Origin of the sequence: Streptomyces sp. NPDC088354, assembly GCF_044753585.1 — a bacterium.
Taxonomy (GTDB): domain Bacteria; phylum Actinomycetota; class Actinomycetes; order Streptomycetales; family Streptomycetaceae; genus Actinacidiphila.
The window spans coordinates 70,008-90,270 of record NZ_JBIVNJ010000034.1; the positions used below are offsets into that span (position 1 = coordinate 70,008).

Annotated in this window: 18 protein-coding genes and 1 tRNA gene; 10 read left to right on the forward strand and 9 right to left on the reverse strand. The window is 73.5% G+C overall.

What is annotated here, in order from left to right:
• Nucleotides 1–80: 80 nt before the first annotated feature.
• The 4 genes from ACIP98_RS33295 (at nt 81) to ACIP98_RS33310 (ending at nt 6,290) form a co-directional block, all read left to right on the forward strand.
• A complete protein-coding gene (locus ACIP98_RS33295; protein ID WP_319664517.1) occupies nt 81–974 on the forward strand; it encodes an FAD binding domain-containing protein in 894 nt (297 codons plus the stop codon).
• Nucleotides 971–2,245: a 2Fe-2S iron-sulfur cluster-binding protein gene (locus ACIP98_RS33300; protein WP_401979510.1), complete on the forward strand. Its 1,275-nt coding sequence runs from the start codon at nt 971–973 to the stop codon at nt 2,243–2,245. Before ACIP98_RS33295 ends, ACIP98_RS33300 begins: the two co-directional genes overlap by 4 nt.
• Nucleotides 2,246–2,306: 61 nt before the next feature.
• Nucleotides 2,307–4,637, forward strand: a complete 2,331-nt coding sequence (locus ACIP98_RS33305; protein WP_401979512.1) for a xanthine dehydrogenase family protein molybdopterin-binding subunit — start codon at nt 2,307–2,309, stop codon at nt 4,635–4,637.
• 216 nt (nt 4,638–4,853) lie between these two features.
• A complete protein-coding gene (locus ACIP98_RS33310) occupies nt 4,854–6,290 on the forward strand; it encodes a PA14 domain-containing protein (RefSeq protein WP_401979514.1) in 1,437 nt (478 codons plus the stop codon).
• Nucleotides 6,291–6,363: 73 nt separating this feature from the next.
• Here the strand turns inward: ACIP98_RS33310 and ACIP98_RS33315 are convergent.
• Both ACIP98_RS33315 and ACIP98_RS33320 read right to left on the reverse strand, forming a co-directional pair.
• Nucleotides 6,364–6,438 (reverse strand) — tRNA-Cys (locus ACIP98_RS33315).
• Nucleotides 6,439–6,529: 91 nt separating this feature from the next.
• Nucleotides 6,530–7,399: an alpha/beta fold hydrolase gene (locus ACIP98_RS33320; protein ID WP_401979516.1), complete on the reverse strand. Its 870-nt coding sequence runs from the start codon at nt 7,397–7,399 to the stop codon at nt 6,530–6,532.
• Nucleotides 7,400–7,510: 111 nt separating this feature from the next.
• Here ACIP98_RS33320 and ACIP98_RS33325 point away from each other — a divergent pair, with 111 nt between their 5' ends.
• The 6 genes from ACIP98_RS33325 (at nt 7,511) to ACIP98_RS33350 (ending at nt 13,950) form a co-directional block, all read left to right on the forward strand.
• A complete protein-coding gene (locus ACIP98_RS33325; RefSeq protein WP_401979517.1) occupies nt 7,511–8,926 on the forward strand; it encodes an MFS transporter in 1,416 nt (471 codons plus the stop codon).
• A gap of 31 nt (nt 8,927–8,957) precedes the next feature.
• Complete coding sequence (locus ACIP98_RS33330) at nt 8,958–9,158, forward strand: hypothetical protein (RefSeq protein ID WP_401979519.1); 201 nt, start codon at nt 8,958–8,960, stop codon at nt 9,156–9,158.
• Nucleotides 9,159–9,160: 2 nt separating this feature from the next.
• Nucleotides 9,161–9,541 carry a type II toxin-antitoxin system death-on-curing family toxin gene (locus ACIP98_RS33335; protein WP_401979538.1) on the forward strand — a complete coding sequence of 127 codons (381 nt, stop codon included), beginning with the start codon at nt 9,161–9,163 and terminating at the stop codon, nt 9,539–9,541.
• A gap of 770 nt (nt 9,542–10,311) precedes the next feature.
• On the forward strand, nt 10,312–12,114 hold the full coding sequence (locus tag ACIP98_RS33340; protein ID WP_319664481.1) for a DEAD/DEAH box helicase: 1,803 nt from the start codon (nt 10,312–10,314) through the stop codon (nt 12,112–12,114).
• A gap of 320 nt (nt 12,115–12,434) precedes the next feature.
• On the forward strand, nt 12,435–13,100 hold the full coding sequence (locus tag ACIP98_RS33345) for a helix-turn-helix domain-containing protein (protein WP_319664479.1): 666 nt from the start codon (nt 12,435–12,437) through the stop codon (nt 13,098–13,100).
• A gap of 61 nt (nt 13,101–13,161) precedes the next feature.
• The gene (locus tag ACIP98_RS33350; RefSeq protein ID WP_319664478.1) at nt 13,162–13,950 is read left to right on the forward strand and encodes a S16 family serine protease; all 789 of its coding nucleotides are present in this window, start codon (nt 13,162–13,164) and stop codon (nt 13,948–13,950) included.
• A 23-nt stretch (nt 13,951–13,973) separates the two neighbouring features.
• Here the strand turns inward: ACIP98_RS33350 and ACIP98_RS33355 are convergent, their stop codons facing one another.
• The 7 genes from ACIP98_RS33355 to ACIP98_RS33385 are packed head-to-tail and all read right to left on the reverse strand — an operon-like array spanning nt 13,974 to nt 20,220.
• The gene (locus ACIP98_RS33355; RefSeq protein WP_319664477.1) at nt 13,974–15,260 is read right to left on the reverse strand and encodes an MFS transporter; all 1,287 of its coding nucleotides are present in this window, start codon (nt 15,258–15,260) and stop codon (nt 13,974–13,976) included.
• 51 nt (nt 15,261–15,311) lie between these two features.
• Complete coding sequence (locus ACIP98_RS33360) at nt 15,312–15,935, reverse strand: ArsR/SmtB family transcription factor (RefSeq protein WP_401979521.1); 624 nt, start codon at nt 15,933–15,935, stop codon at nt 15,312–15,314.
• Between the two features lie 55 nt (nt 15,936–15,990).
• A complete protein-coding gene (locus ACIP98_RS33365; protein ID WP_319664476.1) occupies nt 15,991–16,971 on the reverse strand; it encodes a glycine betaine ABC transporter substrate-binding protein in 981 nt (326 codons plus the stop codon).
• A complete protein-coding gene (locus ACIP98_RS33370; protein WP_401979522.1) occupies nt 16,968–17,819 on the reverse strand; it encodes an ABC transporter permease in 852 nt (283 codons plus the stop codon). The genes ACIP98_RS33365 and ACIP98_RS33370 overlap by 4 nt, the downstream gene beginning before the upstream one ends.
• Complete coding sequence (locus ACIP98_RS33375) at nt 17,816–19,057, reverse strand: betaine/proline/choline family ABC transporter ATP-binding protein (protein ID WP_401979524.1); 1,242 nt, start codon at nt 19,055–19,057, stop codon at nt 17,816–17,818. Before ACIP98_RS33375 ends, ACIP98_RS33370 begins: the two co-directional genes overlap by 4 nt.
• Nucleotides 19,050–19,697, reverse strand: coding sequence for an ABC transporter permease (locus tag ACIP98_RS33380; RefSeq protein WP_319664471.1), 648 nt, complete (start codon nt 19,695–19,697; stop codon nt 19,050–19,052). The genes ACIP98_RS33375 and ACIP98_RS33380 overlap by 8 nt, the downstream gene beginning before the upstream one ends.
• A gap of 46 nt (nt 19,698–19,743) precedes the next feature.
• Nucleotides 19,744–20,220 (reverse strand): Lrp/AsnC family transcriptional regulator, encoded by a 477-nt coding sequence (locus ACIP98_RS33385; protein ID WP_319664470.1) that lies wholly within the window; start codon nt 20,218–20,220, stop codon nt 19,744–19,746.
• Nucleotides 20,221–20,263 lie beyond the last annotated feature (43 nt).

Sequence of the window (20,263 nt, forward strand, 5' to 3'; positions counted from 1 at the left end):
TGCCAGAGTTGCCACGTCCGGGCTGTCAGCACGTACCGTACGGCTACCGCACCGCGGACAGCCGGGGAAGGGGCAGCTGCGTGAGCACGTACGCACGGCAGGCAACGCGCAATGTCGCGTTGCCGTCCTCGCTCGACGAGGCCGTGGCGGCCTTGGCCGCCACGCCCGCCGCCGTGCCCGTCGCCGGAGGCACCGACCTCATGGCGGCCGTGAACGCCGGGCTGCTGCGCCCCGCGGGACTCGTCGGCCTCGGGCGGATCAGCGAGATCCGCGGCTGGCAGTACGCGGACGGCGCCGCGCTCCTCGGCGCCGGCCTCACCCACGCCCGCATGGGCCGCCCGGACTTCGCCGCGCTCATCCCCGCCCTGGCCGCCGCCTCCCGCGCGGCCGGACCTCCGCAGATCCGCAACGCCGGCACGCTCGGCGGCAACATCGCCGGCGCCGCACCCGCCGGCGACTCGCTGCCCGTGCTGGCCGCGCTGGAGGCCTCGGTCGTCGTCGCCGGTCCCGAGGGCAACCGCGAACTGCCCGTCAGCCACCTGCTCACCGGCATGGACCCGCTGCGGCCCGGCGAGCTCCTGGCGTACGTACGGGTCCCGCTGCTGCACGCGCCGCAGACCTTCCTCAAGGCCACCGGCCGCACCGGGCCCGGCCGGGCGATCGCCTCCGTCGCCGTCGTCCTCGACCCGGCCCGCCGGGGCGTACGCTGCGCGGTGGGAGCTGTCGCACCGGTGCCGCTGCGGCCGCTCGAAGCCGAACGCTGGGTCGCCGGGCTGATCGACTGGGACGGCGAGCGGACGCTGGCGCCCGAAGCCCTCACGGCCTTCGGCGAGTACACCGCCGCCGCCTGCATCCCCGACCCCCTGCCGGCCCCGGACGGGACCCCGGCCCCCGAACTGCCCGCCGCCGCCCTCCAGCTGCGGCGTACGGTGGCCGCACTGGCCCGCCGTGCGCTGGGGAGGGCACTGGCATGAGCGACGAGTACGACGACAGGACATCGGACGGGCGTATGACCGACCAGCCCCCCCTGGGGACCGCCGGCCCGGAGGCCGGGGGATTCGCCCCCGGGCACGGTGTGTGGCAGCCCGTGCCCCACGGCGAGTACGACGCCGACCAGACCATGCACGTCTCCTTCGCCGCCCAGCTGTCCATGGCCGAACCCGGGGCCGACCCGCTCGCCGCCCCCGGCCACGGCTACGCTCCGCAGCCCCCGCAGGGCCCCGCCGACATCCCCGTCACGGTGGGCACCGCGGGACCCGCCGCGCCGACGCCGGGCGACGACCCGGCGACCACCTGGGCCATCCCCGTGGTGCGCGAGGAACGTCCCGACGAGACCGCAGACGCGGGCGACTCGGGCGAGTACTCGGTGGGGGCCTTCGCCTCCGCCCCCGAGCCCGCCCCCTGGTCGCCCGGAGCCGCCCCGCAGGCACCGCCGCCGGCGCCGCGCTCCGAGGGCTGGTCCCTGCCGCCCGACGCCACCGGCCAGTGGAAGCTGCCGCTCGCCCCGGACGGCACCGCGGAGGAGTCCGGCGAGTACCGGCTGCCCGACACCGCGCCCACCCCGCCCGCGGCCGCGGAGCCCGTGCCCCACGAGGAGCCCGGGGACCCCGGCACCGACGACGCCGGGGCCGAACCCGGGACCGGCGAGGCCGGCGAGTCCGGCGACCCGCACAGCGAGCACCCGCTCGCCTCCTACGTCCTCAACGTCAACGGCACCGACCGCCCCGTCACCGACGCGTGGCTCGGCGAGTCCCTGCTCTACGTCCTGCGCGAGCGGCTGGGCCTGGCCGGCGCCAAGGACGGCTGCGAGCAGGGCGAGTGCGGCGCCTGCTCGGTCAAGGTCGACGGCCGGCTCGTCGCCTCCTGCCTGGTGCCCGCGGCGACCGCCGCGGGCTCCGACGTCCGCACCGTCGAGGGGCTGTCCGTCGACGGCCGGCCCTCGGACGTGCAGCGGGCGCTCGCCGAGTGCGGGGCCGTGCAGTGCGGCTTCTGCATCCCGGGCATGGCGATGACCGTGCACGACCTGCTGGAGGGCAACCACCGCCCCAGCGAGCTGGAGACCCGGCAGGCCATCAGCGGCAACCTCTGCCGCTGCAGCGGCTACCAGGGGGTACTGGAGGCCGTCCGCACGGTCGTCGCGGAGCGCGACGAGGCCGCGGAGGCGGCCGACGGCGCCGACGGCGAACCGGCCGCGGAGTCCGCCCGCGTCCCGCACCCGCGCCCCTCCACCGGAGGCCCGGCGTGACCCCGCACAGCCACCGCACCCCGCACCCCCTCACCCCTCGCGGCAGCGAAAGGTACGCGCGATGACGGGCCCCGACGCCGCGACGGCCACTCCGGCCATGGGCACCTCGGCGGCCGCCGCCGAGACGCCCGCCGACGCGCACCCCCACGGCATCGGCGCGTCCCTGGCCGCCGCCGACGCGACCGCCAAGACCCAGGGCACCTACCCGTACGCGGCCGACCTGTGGGCCGAGGGCCTGCTGTGGGCGGCCGTGCTGCGCTCCCCGCACCCGCACGCGCGCATCGTCTCCATCGACACCGCGGAGGCCGTGGCGATGCCCGGCGTGCGGGCCGTGGTGACCCACCAGGACGTGCCCGGCGACGCCATGCACGGCCGCCGTGTCGCCGACCGTCCGGTCTTCGCCAAGGACACCGTCCGGCACCACGGCGAGGCCATCGCCGCCGTGGCCGCCGACCACCCCGACACCGCCCGGCTGGCCGCCGCCGCCATCCAGGTCGAGTACGAGGTCCTGGAACCCGTCATCGACCCCGAACGGGCCTTCTCGGCGCCCCCGCTGCACCCCGACGGCAACCTGATCCGGCACATCCCGCTGCAGTTCGGCGACCCGGACGCGGTCGGCGAGGTCATCGTCGAGGGCCTGTACCGGGTGGGCCGCCAGGACCCCGCCCCGATCGGCGCCGAGGCCGGCCTCGCCGTGCCCCGCCCCGACGGCGGCGTCGAGCTGTACGTCGCCTCCACCGACCCGCACACCGACCGCGACCTGGCCGCCGCATGCTTCGGCCTGGAGCAGGACCGGGTGAAGGTCGTGGTCACCGGCGTGCCCGGCGCGATGGGCGACCGCGAGGACTCCGGTGTGCAGATCCCGCTCGGGCTGCTGGCGCTGAAGACCGGCTGCCCGGTGAAGTTCGTGGCCACCCGCGAGGAGTCCTTCCTCAGCCACAGCCACCGCCACCCCACGCTGCTGCGCTACCGCCACCACGCCGACTCCGAGGGCCGGCTGGTCAAGGTCGAGGCCCAGGTGCTGCTGGACGCGGGCGCGTACGCCGACACCTCCTCCGACGCCCTGGCCGCCGCGGTGGCCTTCGCCGCCGGCCCCTACGTCGTCCCGCACGTCTTCGTCGAGGGCTGGGCGGTGCGCACCAACAACCCGCCGTCGGGCCACGTACGGGGCGAGGGCGCGATGCAGGTCTGCGCGGCCTACGAGGGCCAGATGGACAAGCTCGCCGCCAGACTCGGCCTGGACCAGGCCGAGATCCGCATGCGCAACGTCATGGCCACCGGAGACCTGCTGCCCACCGGGCAGTCCGTCACCTGCCCGGCGCCCGTCGGCGAGCTGCTGAAGGCCGTCCGCGACGCCGACCTGCCGCCGCTGCCGGTGGACGACGACGAGTCGGAATGGCTGCTCCCCGGCGGCCTGGAGGGCGCCGGGGAACCGGGCGCCGTGCGCCGCGGCGTGGGCTACGCGCTGGGCATGGTGCACATGCTCGGCGCCGAGGGCACCGACGAGGTCTCCACCGCCACCGTGCGCGTGCACGACGGCGCCGCCACCGTCATCTGCGCCGCCGTCGACACCGGCCAGGGCTTCGCCACCCTGGCACGGCAGATCGTGCAGGAGGTCCTCGGCATCGAGGACGTCCGCGTCCTGCCCTCCGACACCGACCAGCCCCCGGCGGGCGCCGCCGCGCGCGGCCGGCACACCTGGGTCTCCGGCGGGGCCGTCGAACGCGCCGCCAAGATGGTGCGCACCCAGCTCCTCCAGCCGCTCGCCGGGAAGTTCGGCATGTCGGCGGAGCTGCTCTCCATCGCCGACGGCAAGATCACCTCGTACGACGGTGTGCTCTCCACCACCGTCGAGGAGGAGCTGGCAGGCAAGGAACTGTGGGCCACCGCCCAGTGCCGTCCGCACCCCACCGACCGGCTCGACGAGACCGGCCAGGGCGACGCGTTCGTCGGCCTGTCGTTCTGCGCGGTGCGCGCGGTGGTCGACGTCGACATCGAACTCGGCGCGGTCCGGGTCGTGGAGATGGCCGTCGCACAGGACGTCGGCCGGGTCCTCAACCCCGCGCAGCTGCGGGCCCGCATCGAGGCCGGCGTCACCCAGGGCGTCGGCATGGCCCTCATGGAGGACCTGCGCGCCCCCCGCGGCATCGTCAAGCGGCCCAACCTCACCGGCTACACGCTTCCCACGGCCCTGGACGCCCCCGCGGTGCGCATCGTCAGCCTGGTCGAGGAACGCGACGTCCTCGCGCCCTTCGGCGCCAAGGCCGCCAGCGCCGTCCCGGTCGTCGTCTCCCCGGCCGCCGTGGCCTCCGCCGTCCGCGCCGCCACCGGCCGCCCGGTCAGCCGCCTGCCGATCCGCCCCCAGCACGCGGTGGTCCGGCCCCAGGCGTGACCTGCCGCGTGCGGGAGACTGCCGCGCCGTCCCGCCGGCCGCGGGAGAGAACGAGACCGCGGACCGACTCGGCGCCGGCGCGGCGCCTGCCCTCCCGGCAGTTCCCGACGGCGCCGTCCCCGTCGCAGCACGCACATGTCCGAGCCGTGCAACCCTTGCCCCCCCTCGCGAGTCTTGGCGCTGTACGTCTTTACCTGCCTATGACGAAAGGCCCCCGTGCAGCACAAGAGATCCGTCGCCGCCCTGGTCGGCGGCGCCCTTTCCCTCCTCGCCGCCGGCGGTCTGGTGACCGTCGCCCCGCAGGCTTCGGCCGCCGACGCCGCGTGTTCGACGAACGTCTACAAGCGCACGTTCTACAAGAACACCGCGCTCTCCGGCTCCCCCGCGCGGACGGACTGCGACAGCGCCGTCAGCGAGAGCTGGTCCGGCAGCCCGGCCGCCGGACTGCCGTCGAACAACTTCGGCGTCCGCTGGTCGGTGACGCGTGACTTCGGCTCAGGCGGGCCCTTCACGTTCACCGCGTCCGCCACCGACGGCGTCCGTGTCTACCTGGACGGCGTGCGGAAGATCGACCTGTGGAAGGGCACCGGCGACACCGCCCGCTCCAAGGGCGTCAACCTCACGGTGCCCTCGGGCAAGCACACCCTGCGCGTCGACTATGCGAACTGGACCGGCGCCGCCAAGGTCAAGTTCACCTACGCGCCCCGTACGTCGGCGACGTACGACAGGACGAAGCCGCTCGCCCCCACCGGCGTGAAGACCGTGTACAACACCAAGACCCGCAAGACCACCGTCTCCTGGGCCGCCAACAAGGAGATGGATCTGGCGAATTACTCCCTCTACCGGCGGCCCGTCACCTCCACCGCCTGGACGAGGGTCAGCACGACCACCGCCCGCAGCTGCACCGACCCCCTCGTCAACCCCGACGACCGCACCGCCTACTACTACGAGGTGCGCGCCAAGGACAAGGCGGGCAACACCTCCTCGGGCAGTACGGACACCATCGTCCGCCCGCTGCCCGTGGTGTCCTCCCTGACCGGTACGTACAGCAGCGCGACCGGCAAGGTCACCCTGAAGTGGCCGCTCAACACCGAGCCGCAGTTCAACCACTACACGGTCCTGAGCTACGACGAGGGGGCGGACGGCTACACCAGGTGGGTCCGGATCGGCACCACCACGGAGAACACCTGGACCACCGGTCCCGTCGTGGCCGACGGTGAGTGGCGCTACTACCGCGTCCTCGTCACCAACGACGGCGGTACCACTACTTACGGTGAGGGCTCCTACATGCTCGACGCCAACGCCACCAACGAGCTCTGGCTCCCCATCCCCGACGGCATCGCTCCGCAGCGGGCTCCCGAGCTGTCCCTGAGCGCCTGCGCGGGCGGCGTCCGCGCGACCGCGACCGACTACACGCCGGCTCCGATCCGCGACTTCGACGGGTTCGAGATCGAGCGCCGGACGGCCGGGACGAGCGACTGGTCGGTGGTCCTGCACTCGGGGTACGACCCGCGCTCCGGCTACGCCACCGCCGGCGTCTGCGACACCCTGACCGCCGGCAGCACCTACGAGTACCGGGCCCGCTCCTATGACGCGGCCGGCAACTACTCGCCCGCCGGCGACATCCGGACGTTCACGCCGGCTGCCGGCTGACGGCCGGCGGACCTGAGGTCGGTAGGTACGGGTGGCACCCCACGGGGGTGCCACCCGTACGTCCGCCGGTCTGTGGAGGCCGTGGCGGGAATCGAACCCACGTAACTCGATTTGCAGTCGAGCCCCTGAACCACTCGGGCACACGGCCGTGCGTCGTTGACGTATCCCGACCATAGGCGGCCCCGCCCGGGGCGGGTCAACGGATCGGGCGGGGCCGCAACAGGACTGCCATACGCCGTTCACGAAGGGCCGGGAAACCCCCCGCTCGTCAGGAACTCCTCCACCACCGGGCGGAACAGGGCGGGTTCGTCCACCCAGGGGTAGTGGCCGACGGCGTGCAGCGGCCGCAGGCGGGCGTGCGGGAAGGAGTCCGCGACGACCTCGCCGGCGCGCATGCCGGTGACCGCGTCGCGGTCACCGGTGAGGACGAGGACCGGGCAGGTCACCTCCCGCAGCCGGTCGAGGAGGGACTGCCGGGCCTGCTCGTCGACCCCCTGCCAGAAGCCGGCGCGGGGGACCGGGTGCAACTGGGCGCCCTCGGCGGCGGCATGGGCGCGCTGCGCGGCGTCCCAGCGGCCGTACGCCATGGGGGCGACCCGCAGCAGCAGTTCCCGGACCCGGTCGAGGTCGTCGGCGGTCTCCAACTCGGCCAGCGCCGCCACGGCTTCCGGCCACCAGGGCTCGCCGGCCCGGCTCTCGAAGATCGCGCGGGCGTCCTCGGGGAGGGCGCCCTGCAGGCGCGAGCCGGGCGTGACCAGGACGAGGTGGGTCAGCCGGTCGCCGTACTCGGCGGCGTACGCCTGCGCGGTCGCCGCGGCGGCGTCGTGCGCGAGCAGTGCGAAGCGCTCCAGGCCGAGATGGCGGCGCAGCGCCTCCACGTCCTGCGCGAGCCGCGGGAAGGAGTACGCCATCGGGTCGGCGGCCGGCGCGGTGTCCCCGGTGCCGCGGCTGTCCGGGACGACGAGGCGTCTGACGCTGTCCAGCCCGGCCAGGTCCTCCAGGTACGCGGCGTCGCGCCCGGGTCCCCCGGCGAGCGCGAGGAGGACCGGGCCCTCGCCCCGGTCGCGGTAGGCGATCTCGGTTCCGTCGTACGAAGTGCAGTGCGGCATGGCGTACGCCTTCCCGGCATGGCCCGGGCCATCTCCGGTCCTAGGCCGAAAGGCCGACCCCGGCGTCCGTGGACGCCAGGGGCAAGATGCGTCTACGCCCCTTACCCTGTCGTGGTGACGACCGCCGAAGCCGAGCCGATTCCCGGCAATTCAGACAGACCTCTGCTCCTTGAGCCGGACACCGGCACCGACACCGTGCTGGGCAGCCGCTACCGCGCGCTGACCCTCGCCATGGTCTCGGTGGTCCTGCTCATCGCCTTCGAGGCCACCGCCGTCGGTACGGCCATGCCGGTCGCCGCGCGCGAGCTGGACGGCTTGCCGCTGTACGCCTTCGCCTTCTCCGGCTACTTCACCACCTCGCTGTTCGCGATGGTCGTCAGTGGGCAGTGGTCGGACCGCAGCGGCCCGCTCGCGCCGCTCGTCGCCGGCATCGGGGCCTTCGCGGCCGGCCTGCTGATCTCCGGCGCCGCCCAGTCGATGTGGCTGTTCGTCCTCGGCCGCGCCGTGCAGGGGATCGGCGGCGGGCTCGTCATCGTCGCCCTGTACGTCGTCGTGAGCCTGGCCTATCCCGAACGGCTGCGGCCCGCCGTCATGGCCGGCTTCGCCGCGTCCTGGGTGCTGCCCTCCATCGTCGGCCCTCTCGTGGCGGGCACGGTCACCGAGCAGTTCGGCTGGCGCTGGGTCTTCCTCTCCATCCCGGTCCTGATCGTGCCGCCGCTGCTCATCGGCCTGCCCGCGATGCGCCGGATGCCCGTCCAGCCGCCCCCGGACGACCGGCGCGCCCCCGACGGCCGTCGCATCCGGCTCGCGCTCGCGGTCTCGGCGGGCGCCGGTCTGCTGCAGTACGCCGGTCAGGACCTGCGGCCGCTGTCCCTGGTCCTCGCGGCGGCCGGCGCGGCCCTCATCGTCCCGGCGGCCCTGGAACTGCTGCCGCGCGGCACGATCCGCGCCGCACGCGGGCTCCCGTCGGTGGTCCTGCTGCGCGGCGTCGCCTCGGGCACCTTCCTCGGCGCCGAGACCTTCGTGCCGCTCATGCTCGTCACCCAGCGGCACCTGTCGCCGACGCTGGCCGGGCTCTCCCTCGCGTCCGGCGGCATCACCTGGGGCATCGGCTCCTGGATCCAGGGCCGCCCCCGCCTCGAACCGTACCGGGACCGCATGGTCGTCACCGGCATGTTCCTCATGGCCGCCGCCATCGCCGGTGCGGCCCTGCCGCTCGTCTCCGCCGCCCCGGTCTGGAGCGCGGCCGCCGCGTGGGCCGTGGGCGGCCTCGGGGCGGGCCTGGTCATCTCCTCCCTGAGCGTCATCCTCTTCAAGCTCTCCGCCCCCTCCGAGGCCGGCGCCAACTCCGCGGCGCTCCAGGTCTCCGACGCCCTGGCCAGCGTCGTCCTCGTCGCCGCCGCCGGCACCGCGTTCGCCGCCCTGGGCGGGGCGACGGGCGCCTTCGCGGCCGTCTTCCTGCCGCTGGCCGCGCTCAGCCTCGCCGGCGTCGCCGTGGCGGCACGGCTCCGTCCGAAATCCGGGTGAGCCGAGCGCGCCGGGGGACTACCGTCGCGGTGTGAAAGAGCTGACCCTCGTCTTCACCGACGCCGAGTGGGAGTCCCTCGACGACCTGGCCGACGCGCACGGCGTCCCGGTCGCCGAGCTGGTGCGCACGGCGGTACGCGCCTACCAGGACGCGGAGGCGGCCCGCGCCGCGGAGTCCGGGGCGGCCCTCGCGGACGCCCACGCGGATCTGCTGCGCAGGCTCGGGGAGTGAGTGTGCGCCATCTCACCGTGGGCGAGGTCACGGAGCTCGCCCGGCTCGCGTGCGGCGGCGAACCGCCCGCGGTGCGCGAACCCGGGCTGCTCGCGTCGGCCGTCCACCGCCCGCGCGCCCGCATGTTCGGCGTCGCCGCGTACGGGGACCTCTACGCGTGCGCGGGCGCTCTTTTGCACGGCATCGCCGCCAATCACCCGCTCGTCGACGGCAACAAGCGGACCGCGTGGCTTGCGGCGGCGGTTCTGCTCGACCTCAACGGGGTCGACCTGCGGTCGGCCGACCAGGAGGCGGCCTACGAGCTCGTGATCGAGGTCGCCTCCGGCGCGGTCGGGGACCCCGGTTCCATCGGCCAGCGTCTGCGTGCCCTGGCGACCGGGTAGGTTTTTCCCCGCCCTCCCGCCCGTGTGCCCCAGGAAGTCTGTGCGCCCCGGCGCGCGTTTCGTGGGGTGCCCCGGGTGCGGGGCCTCCGGGGCCGGCCATTCTGGACAGCACATTTCGGTGCCTCGGGCGCTCTCAACTGATCACCCCGGGTCATGCACCCAAATATGCTCCACAGTCCAGAACATCCACCCTCCCCCCAGCCTCCGGCCGGGGGTGCCCCCACCTCCCCCGCCCCCTCCGTTTCGTATCGCGCCTGATCCCCGGTGGGGGGTAGTGGCGGCACCGTGCCTGGGGCCGCCCGTTGGCGCAGCGCGGTCCGAGGGGCCAGCCCATCTCGCGGCAAGCCGAAGCGGCGGAGTCGGGCAACCGCGGTCACCCGGACCGCCCCCATACCCCCCACCGGGGATCAGGCGCATATGGAGACGGAGGGGGCGGGGGAGGTGGGGGCACCCCCGGCCGGAGGCTGGGGGGAGGGTGGATGTTCTGGACGCTGCGGGATATTTGTGCGCAGGGACGGGATGAGCAGGTGCGGGAAAGGCGCGTAAATATCCCAGTCCAGGACGTGCAGCCCCGCAAGGCCCCGCACCCGGCCCCCACGAAACGCGCGCCGGGGTGACTGACTTCACAGGGCTGGGGGCACCCCCGGCCGAAGGTTGGGGGAGGGCGGGCGGGGAAAAACCAACCGCGCGCACCCGCAGGTACGCTGGGACGGTTTCGTGGACCGCCCCCCGCCCCCCGCCCCCCGCCCCCAACCCGTCACCCGGAGACCGTGACTACCACCGCCCCGCACAGCGCCAGCACCTCGCACCACCTCTCGCCCGCCTTCCCCGGCCGCGCCCCCTGGGGCACGGCCGGCAAGCTGCGCGCGTGGCAGCAGGGCGCGCTCGACCGGTACATCGCGACGCAGCCGCGCGACTTCCTGGCGGTCGCGACCCCGGGCGCCGGCAAGACGACCTTCGCGCTCACCCTGGCCTCGTACCTGCTCCACAACCACCTGGTGCAGCAGATCACCGTGGTCGCGCCCACCGAGCACCTGAAGAAGCAGTGGGCGGAGGCCGCCGCGCGGATAGGCATCAAGCTGGACCCGGAGTACAGCGCGGGCCCGGTGGGGCGGGACTACCACGGCGTGGCGGTCACCTACGCGGGCGTCGGCGTACGCCCGATGCTGCACCGCAACCGCTGCGAGCAGCGCAAGACCCTGGTGATCCTGGACGAGATCCACCACGCCGGCGACAGCAAGTCGTGGGGCGAGGCGTGCCAGGAGGCCTTCGAGCCGGCGACCCGCCGTCTGGCGCTGACCGGGACGCCGTTCCGGTCGGACACCAATCCCATCCCGTTCGTGACGTACGAGGAGGGCAACGACGGCATCCGCCGTTCGTCCGCCGACTACACCTACGGCTACGGGAACGCGCTCGCGGACGGTGTCGTCCGTCCTGTGATCTTCCTCTCCTACAGCGGCAACATGCGCTGGCGGACGAAGGCCGGCGACGAGATCGCCGCGCGGCTGGGCGAGCCGATGACGAAGGACGCGATCGGGCAGGCCTGGCGCACCGCGCTGGCCCCGACGGGCGACTGGATCCCCAATGTGCTGCGGGCGGCGGACGTGCGGCTCACGGAGGTCCGCAAGTCGATCCCGGACGCGGGGGCGCTGGTGATCGCCACCGACCAGGAGTCGGCGCGGGCGTACGCCAAGCTGATCCGGGAGATCACCGGCCACAGGGCGACCCTCGTGCTCTCCGACGACTCGGGCGCCTCCTCCCGCATCGAGGAGTTCAGCGCGAGCGAGGACCGCTGGATGGTGGCCGTCCGCATGGTGTCGGAGGGCGTCGACGTGCCGCGCCTGGCGGTGGGCGTGTACGCCACGACGATTTCCACGCCGCTGTTCTTCGCGCAGGCCGTGGGCCGTTTCGTGCGGTCGCGGCGGCGCGGTGAGACCGCCTCGGTGTTCGTGCCGACCATCCCGATGCTGCTCGACTTCGCCAACGAGATGGAGGTCGAGCGCGACCACGTCCTCGACAAGCCGAAGAAGGACGGCGAGGAGGACCCGTACGCGGAGTCCGAGAAGGAACTCGCCGAGGCGGAGAAGGAACAGGACGAGGACACCGGCGAGCAGGACATGCTGCCCTTCGAGGCACTGGAGTCGGACGCGGTGTTCGACCGGGTGCTGTACGACGGTGCCGAGTTCGGCATGCAGGCGCATCCGGGCAGCGAGGAGGAACAGGACTACCTGGGCATTCCCGGCCTGCTCGAACCCGACCAGGTGCAGATGCTGCTGCAGCGGCGTCAGGCGCGGCAGATCGCGCACAGCCGCAAGAAGCCGGACTCCGAGGCGGATCTGCTGGAACTGCCCGCCGAGCGGCGGCCGGTGGTCAGCCACAAGGAGATGCTGGAGCTCCGCAAGCGGCTCAACACCCTTGTGGCCGCGTACAACCACCAGAGCGGCAAGCCCCACGGGGTGATCCACAACGAGCTGCGCCGGGTGTGCGGCGGGCCGCCGAGCGCGGAGGCGACGGCGGGGCAGCTCAACGAGCGCATCAAGAAGGTCCAGGAGTGGGCCACCCGGATGCGCTGACCGGCGGACCGCGGTGCCGTGTCAGGCGGCCTGACGTGTCGTCAGCCGCGCTGTGAATCTTACGGCGTGATGGCCTGTTGGGTGGAAAATTTACGTTTCGTGAGCGGGCATGCCCGGTTGCATGACCGGATTGTGGACGGAGTCTTCCGCTGAGCGGTACGCATCGCTACCGTTCCGCTCACGCAACGCGCCGTGGCAACGCAGCCTCGGGGCGCAGCCGGTAGCGCCAGACCGACCGGTGGCTTCTCCGCGCTCTGCCGCGGGACCAGCAGTGCTTCCCGCCGTGAGAGAAGTGCCACCACTCACGAGAAGGGGGCGTCGTGACCGCGGAGACGTCTCAGACGCTCGACCGGGGCCTGCGGGTCCTGAAGTTGCTGGCCGACACCGACCACGGGCTCACCGTCACGGAGCTCGCCACGAAGCTGGGTGTCAACCGCACGGTCGTGTACCGCCTGCTGGCGACCTTGGAGCAGCACTCCCTGGTCCGCCGCGACCTCGGCGGCCGCGCCAGGGTCGGTCTCGGCGTCCTGCGCCTGGCCCACCAGGTGCACCCGCTGCTGCGTGAGGCCGCGCTCCCCGCGCTGCGCTCCCTGGCGGAGGACATCGGCGCCACCGCCCACCTCACCCTCGTCGACGGCACCGAGGCGCTGGCCGTGGCGGTCGTCGAGCCCAGCTGGACCGACTACCACGTCGCCTACCGCACCGGGTTCCGGCACTCCCTCGACCGCGGCGCCGCGGGCCGCGCGATCCTCGCCGGGCGCAGCACGCAGCCGTACGAACCCGACCCCCGCTGCGCCGAGGGGCCCGGCTACGTGCTCACCCACGGCGAGCTGGAGGCCGGCGCGAGCGGCGCGGCGGCCCCGCTGGTGGGCGTGCCCGGCATAGAGGGGAGCGTCGGGGTGGTCATGCTGGCCGACTCGGTGCCCGAGCGGGTCGGGCCGCGGGTCGTGGAGGCGGCGGTGGAGGTCGCCGACGCCCTGCGCTAGACGCCCCCGCGGGAGAGGCCCGTGGCACGTCCCACCCGGCGCGGTGAACTACATTCACCCCATGTCCTTCGCCACCGCCCGCAGCCGGACCCTCGCCGTGTGCGCGGCCCTCGTCGTCGCCCTGCTGGCGGTCGCCGCGTTCGCGCCGCTGCCGATCTCGATCGTCGTGCCCGGGCTGACGGCCGACGTGCTCGGCAGCGACCACGGCAAGCCGGTGATCACCGTCACCGGTACGCCGACGCGTGCCACCTCCGGCCAGCTGCGGATGACGACGATCGCCGCGACCAACCCGGACGCCGTCGTCCGTTTCAGCGATGTGCTGAAGGCGTGGTTCGCCACCGACCAGGCGGCGATGCCGCGGGACGCGGTCTACCCGACCGGCGGCAGCGTCAAGGAGATCGAGAAGCACAACCAGGCGGAGATGACCGAGTCGCAGGACGCCGCGACCACCGCCGCCCTGTCGCACCTCGGGCTGTCACCGTCCAAGGTGAAGGTCGGCCTCCACCTCGCGGACGTCGGCGGGCCGAGCGCCGGGCTGATGTTCAGCCTCGGCATCATCGACAAGATCAACGGCAACGGCCGCGGCGGCGACCTCACCGGGGGCCGGCGGATCGCCGGTACGGGCACGATCACCCCGGACGGCGCGGTCGGCGCGGTCGGCGGCGTCCCGCTCAAGGAGCAGGCCGCCCGCCGCGACGGGGCGACCGTCTTCCTCGTCCCCAAGGGCGAGTGCTCCGACGCCAGGGCCGAACTCCCGAAGGGCCTGCGCCTGGTGCCGGTGACCACGCTCGACGGCGCGATCGACGCCCTCGAGGCGCTCGGCAGCGGCGGCAGGGTCCCCAGCTGCTGAGGCGTGTTCCACGTGTGGCCGCGCTACGCGCGCTTGGCGTCCATCGTCCTCCAGGAGGGGAAGACCAGCGGGCACAGCGTCGCCGCGAGGTAGACCGCGGCCATGGCGAGCAGCGCCGCCGGCAGCCCCAGGCCGTCCACCAGGTAGCCCGCGGCCAGGCCGCCCACCGGTGTGGTGAGCAGCACCCCGGCGCTCAGGGTGCCGAGGGTACGGCTGCGCAGCTCGTCCGGGACGTGCTCGAAGAGCACCGTCGACAGGATCGGGTTGAGCGCCCCCGCCGCCAGGCCGCCGACGAACATCGTCACGGCCAGGGCGCCCCACCCGGGCACCCAGGCGGCGACCAGGAACCGCGGCGCACCGCAGAGCAGGAAGCACACCGTGTAGACCGGCCACCGCGGCAGCCGGTGCCCCAGCGCGCCGTACGCCAGTGCCCCGGCGAGCGCTCCCGCACCGAAGAGGCCTGAGAGCAGGCCGAGTTGCACCGAGCCGCCCAGCTCCCGTTCGGCGTGCACGGGCAGCAGCACCGAACTCCACCCCACGTCCAGGCCGTTGGTGACCATGATCATCAACGTGATGGCGAGCAGCAGCCGGCTCCGGACGAGGAAGGTGTACCCCTCGCGCAGTTCGGCCCGGTACGTGCGCAGGGAGACCGGCGCCGCGCCGGTGACCGCTTCCGCCCCGGCCAGTCCGCGGATGCCGAAGGCGATCAGCAGCGCGGAGACTCCAAAGGTCGCCGCGTCCACCAGCAGCACCGCCTCCGCGCCCAGGACGGCGATGAGCACCCCGCCCAGTGAGGCGCCCAGCATGCGCGCTCCGCGCGAGGCGCCGTCGAAGTAGCCCGCGGCGCGCCCCAGAGGTGTTCCGGCGCGCTCGGCCAGGACGGGCAGCAGCACTTCGCGGGCGGTCTCGCCGGGGGCGTGGAAGAGCCCGCTGACCGCCATGAGCGCGCACAACTGCCAGAACCGCAGGACGCCCGCGAAGTGCAGCAGCGGGATGGCCGCCACGGCGATCCCGCACACCGCGTCCGAGACCACCGACGCCCTGCGCCGCCCGAAACGGTCGATGACCGGTCCGCCGCCGATCGCGGCGATCACGATCGGCAGCGTCCCGCAGAAGGCCGCCAGCCCGGCGCGGGCGGCGCTGCCGGTGGTCTGCAGCACGAACCACGGCACCGCCAGCACCGTGAGCGAATTGCCGCTGATCGACACGACGTTGGCTGCCAGGACCAGCCGCAGCGGGCGCCGGTCGGGCGGTGGCCCGGGTCCGTCGGTCAGGGTGGAGCCGTCGGATATGCCGGTTCCTGTGGCCATGCTTCTTCCCCCGTGTGGTCGGTGCGGCCGGCCGGGCGGCCGGCCGGGCGGTCAGTCCGTGGTGCGCGGGATGACGTGCAGATGGACCCGGACGGGCTCGGCCGCGGGATCCTCCGGGACCGGGTCGCGGTAGCTCTCCAGCACGGCGTGCAGTTCGGTCCGCAAGGCGCGGGCGCGGGCGGGTGTGAGCCGCAGGCTGAAGTCGCTGAGGTCGAAGCTGCCGTGCCACTCCTGCGACCAGTCGTCCATCGTCGTGAGCCAGGAGTCGAGCTCCGCGGCGTGGTGAAGGGCGACCTCCCGGGCGAACAGGCCGATGGCGCCGCGGACTTCGGGGTCCGGGTGGGAGAGGAACGTCCCGGCGTCGAAGCGGGTGCCGCGGTGCGCGGACCGCCACCACCGCTCGCGGGCCGTGCCGCGTCCCGGGTCGTCCTCGACGAAGCCGTACGCGGCCAGTTGGCGCAGGTGGTAGCTGGTGGCGCCGCTGGACTCGCCGAGCCGGGCGGCGAGCCCGGACGCGGTGGCGGGCCCGTGCTCGCGCAGCGCGGCGAGCAGCCGGATGCGCAGCGGGTGCGCCAGCCCGCGCAGGGTGCGCGGGTCGAGGCTGACCAGGCCGTCGCCGTCGTTGTCGGCAGCCGAGTCGTCTGCGGCGTCCGCGGGGGAGGGGGTGTCCGTCACGGCGTCACCGTACCCATTGCAAAGACACCTTTGCAATGCTTTCTTTGCACCCCGCCTATCCCTCCGTGATGAAGCCCTCCTCGACCAGCCAGTCCTTCGCCACCTGACGCGGGTCCTCGCCCTGCACGTCCACCTTCGCGTTCAGTTCCCGCCCCACGGCCGTGGTCAGCTTCCGCGAGATCGGGTCCAGCAGCTCCCGGATCGCCGGCCAGCGCTTGAGGGCCTTGCTGTTGATGACGGGGGCGGCGTCGTAGTTGGGGAAGAAGTGCTTGTCGTCCTCCATGACCTCCAGGTGCAGGGAGGCGATCCGGCCGTCCGTCGTGTAGACCTCGCCGAGCAGGCAGGAACCCCGCTTCGGGATCTGCGTGTAGATGACCCCGGTGTCCATCTTCCGGATGTTGGAGGCGGGCACCTCCATGCCGTACGCCTTCACCATCCCGGGCAGTCCGTCGTCGCGGGAGGCGAACTCGTTCTCCACGCACAAGGTGACGGCCGAGGGGTTCTTGCGGGAGAGGGCGGCGACGTCGGAGAGGGTCCGCAGTCCGTAGGGGCGGTTCTTGGCCCGGGTGGTGGCCAGCGCATAGGTGTTGTCGAGGGTGGACGGCGGCAGCCAGGTGATGCCGTTCGCGAGGTCGGCGTCGTGGACGGCCCGCCACTGCGCCTGCGGGTCGGCGATCGGCTTGTCGTTGCCGAGGTAGGTGATCCACGCGGTGCCGGTGTACTCGTACATGGCGTCCGCGTCGCCGGAGCGGACGGCCTCGCGGGCCCCGATCGAGCCCTGGATGTTCGTCCGGTCCAGCACGTCGGCGCCCGCGGCCTTGAAGACCAGCCCGATCATCGAGCCGAGGATGATCTGCTCGCTGAAGCTCTTGGAGGTCACGGTCAGGGACGCCCCCTTCAGCGGCAGGCCCCGGCCGAGGGTGCCGGGACGGACGTCGTCCGCCAGCGGGCTGCCGCTCTTGAGGCCGCAGCCGGGCGCCGTGGCGAGCAGTGCCGCGCACGACGCCAGGGCCACGGCCGTGCGCCGGCGCGTCATGTGCCCTCCAGGCCGCGCGGGCGCATCATCCGCTCGGCGAGCGAGGCCAGCCAGTCCACGAACAGCGCCAGCACCACGGTCAGCACCGAGCCCAGGATCAGCACCGGCATGCGCTGGGTGACGATCCCGGTGGTGATGATGTCGCCCAGACCTCCGCCGCCGACGAAGGTGGCCAGCGTCGCCGTGCCGACGTTGAGCACCAGCGCCGTCCGCACCCCGGCGAGGATCAGCGGTACGGCCAGCGGCAGTTCGACCCGCGACAGCGTGCCCAGCGCCGACATCCCGATGCCGCGCGAGGCCTCGACGAGGGTCGGGTCGATCGCCCGCAGACCCGCCATGGTGTTGGACAGCACCGGTAGCACCGCGTAGACCACCATGCCCACCAGGGCGGTGCGCGGCCCGATGCCGAGCCAGATCACCAGCAGCGCCAGCATCCCGATGGCGGGGGTCGCCTGCCCGATGTTGGCGACCGCGGTCACGACGGGCGCGGCGGCCCGCAGCCCCCGCCGGGTCAGCGCGGTGCCCAGCGGGATCGCGATGACCAGTACCCAGAAGGTGGAGTAGGCCGTGAGCTTCACGTGCTGCCACAGGCGTACCTGGACGGTGTCGCCGGCCAGGGCGTTCTCGGCGATGGAGTCGAGGTGGACGGTGCTGATCCAGACGTAGGTGGCCACGAGCACCGCGGCCAGCACGGCGGGGGTGACGACGAGTTGGCGCCAGGTCGGCCGCCGCCCGGGCGGGGCGCCGGACGCGCGGGGCGGTTCGTCCTCGGGGGGCCCGGCGGCGGCCGGGGCGCCCGGGAGGCCCGGGGCGCCGGGAAGGCCCGGGGAGTCCCCGCGGCCCGTCACGCCCGCGCTCCCGGCTCGTGGTCGGCACCCTCCTGCTCCGCCCGGGTCAGCGGGGCGCGCAACTCCTCCAGGTCGTGCCGGTGCTCCAGCGCCGCCAGCCGGTCGGCCTCCAGCATCTCGTGGACGGAGTTGAGCAGGGTCTCCATGTCCACCACGCCGGTGAACTCCCCGCGCCGGCCGGTGACCGCGACCCGTCCGCTGCTGTCGGTGAGCACCGCCTCCAGGGCGTCCCGCAGCGTCGCGTCCCGGGTGACCGTGTCGCCGACGAGCGTCCCGGCCCGGGCGAGGGAGCCCTTGGCCCGCATGAGGTCGCCGCGGCGCAGCCACTTGTAGGGGCGGCCCTTGCCGTCCAGCAGGAGCAGTTCGTTGGTCAGGCTGGACGCCCGCAGCCGGTCGAAGATCGACTGCAGCGGGTCGTCCACGCTGACCGTGGGGAAGTCGGCGACACCCACGTCGCGCACCCGGGTGAGGTTGAGCCGTTTCAGGGCGGCGCCCGCGCCGACGAAGCCGGAGACGAAGTCGTCGGCCGGGTTGGTCAGGATCGCCTCGGGGGTGTCGAACTGGGCGATGTGCGAACGCTCGCGCAGCACCGCGATCCGGTCGCCGAGCTTGATGGCCTCGTCGAAGTCGTGGGTGACGAAGACGATGGTCTTGTGCAGTTCGTGCTGGAGCCGGATCAGCTCGTCCTGGAGGTGGTCGCGGGTGATCGGGTCGACCGCGCCGAAGGGCTCGTCCATCAGCAGCACCGGCGGGTCGGCGGCCAGCGCCCGGGCCACGCCCACCCGCTGCTGCTGGCCGCCCGAGAGCTGGCGGGGGTAGCGGCCGCGGAACTCGCGCGGGTCCAGGCCCACCAGGTCCAGCATCTCCGCGACCCGGTCCCGCACCCGGGCCCTGGACCAGCCGACCATCCGGGGGACGAGCGCGATGTTCTCCGCGACCGTCATGTGCGGGAAGAGCCCGGAGGACTGGATCGCGTAGCCGATCTTGCGGCGCAGTTTCACCGGGTCCATGTCGGTGACGTCCTCGCCTCCGATGCGGATGCGCCCGGAGGTCGGCTCGATCAGCCGGTTGATCATCTTCAGGGTGGTGGACTTGCCGCAGCCGGACGGCCCGACGAAGATCACCGTCTCGCCCGCCTTGATCTCCATGGAGACGCTGTCCACGGCCGGTTCCGCGCTGCCCGGGTAGCGCTTGGTCAGCTGCTCCAGTTCGATGGTCGCGCCCGCCGCCTCAGCCACGGATCCCCCTCGGGATGGTCAGCCGCCCGATCAGCGCGTAGGCGGCGTCGAAGAGCAGCGCGAGGACGACGATGCCGATGGTTCCGGCCAGCACCTGGTTGAGGGCGTTGGCACTGCCGAGCGAGGCGATGCCGCGGAAGATCTCGTTGCCGAGGCCGGGCCCCGAGGCGTACGCGGCGATCGCGGCGATGCCCATCAGCATCTGGGTCGCCACCCGGATGCCGGTCAGGATCGGCGGCCACGCCAGCGGCAGCTCCACCCGGGCCAGCGCCGCCGGTCGTGACATGCCGATCCCGCGGGCGGCGTCCACCAGAGCCGGGTCGACCCCGCGCAGGCCCACGATCGTGTTGCGGACCACCGGCAGCAAGCCGTACAGCGTCAGCGCGGTGACCGTCGGGGGGACACCGAGGCCCAGCCAGGGGATCAGCAGACCGATCAGCGCCAGGGAGGGGATGGTGAGGATCGTCGCGGTGGAGGTGACGGCCAGGCCCGCGGTCCAGCCGCGGCGGTAGCTGAGCACGCCCACCGCGACGCCGATGGCGGTGGCCAGCACCATGCACTGGAAGACCAGACTGGCCTGCTGGTAGGCGTCGATCAGCAGTTGCTCGTGGCGGCTGGTGAGGTACTCCCAGAAGGTCATCCGGCCTCACCACCTGCCTGCCCTCGCCCGCCACCGGCGGCGGCGGTTACGGTTCCGCGTCCCGGGCCGCCTGCTCGACCAGCGGAATGATCCGCAGCGGGACCGGATTCTCCATGACGATCGCCGTGGCGGCCCGCACGATGCCATCAAAGCCCACAACCCGGTCGATCACACGTTGGAGATCGGCGTTGGACCGGGCCACCAGGCGACAGAGCATGTCCCCCTGGCCGGTCGTGGTGTGCAGCTCCAGCACCTCCGGCACGGCCCTCAAGTGCGCACGCACATCCGGCCCTTGGCCCTGCTTGATCTCCAGCGTCGCGAACGCCGTCACCGGGTAGCCGAGCGCCGCCGGGTCCACCTGGGGGCCGAAGCCCCGGATCACCCCATTGGCCTGAAGCCGGTCCAGCCGCGCCTGCACGGTGCCGCGCGCGACGCCGAGCCGCCGGGAGGCTTCCAGCACGCCGATCCGCGGCTCCTGCGCGAGGAGCGCGATCAGCCGTCCGTCCAGTCCGTCGATGCCCACGGTCCGCCCGCCGCCCCTTCGTGATCGCCGCTGTGGCAGTGGT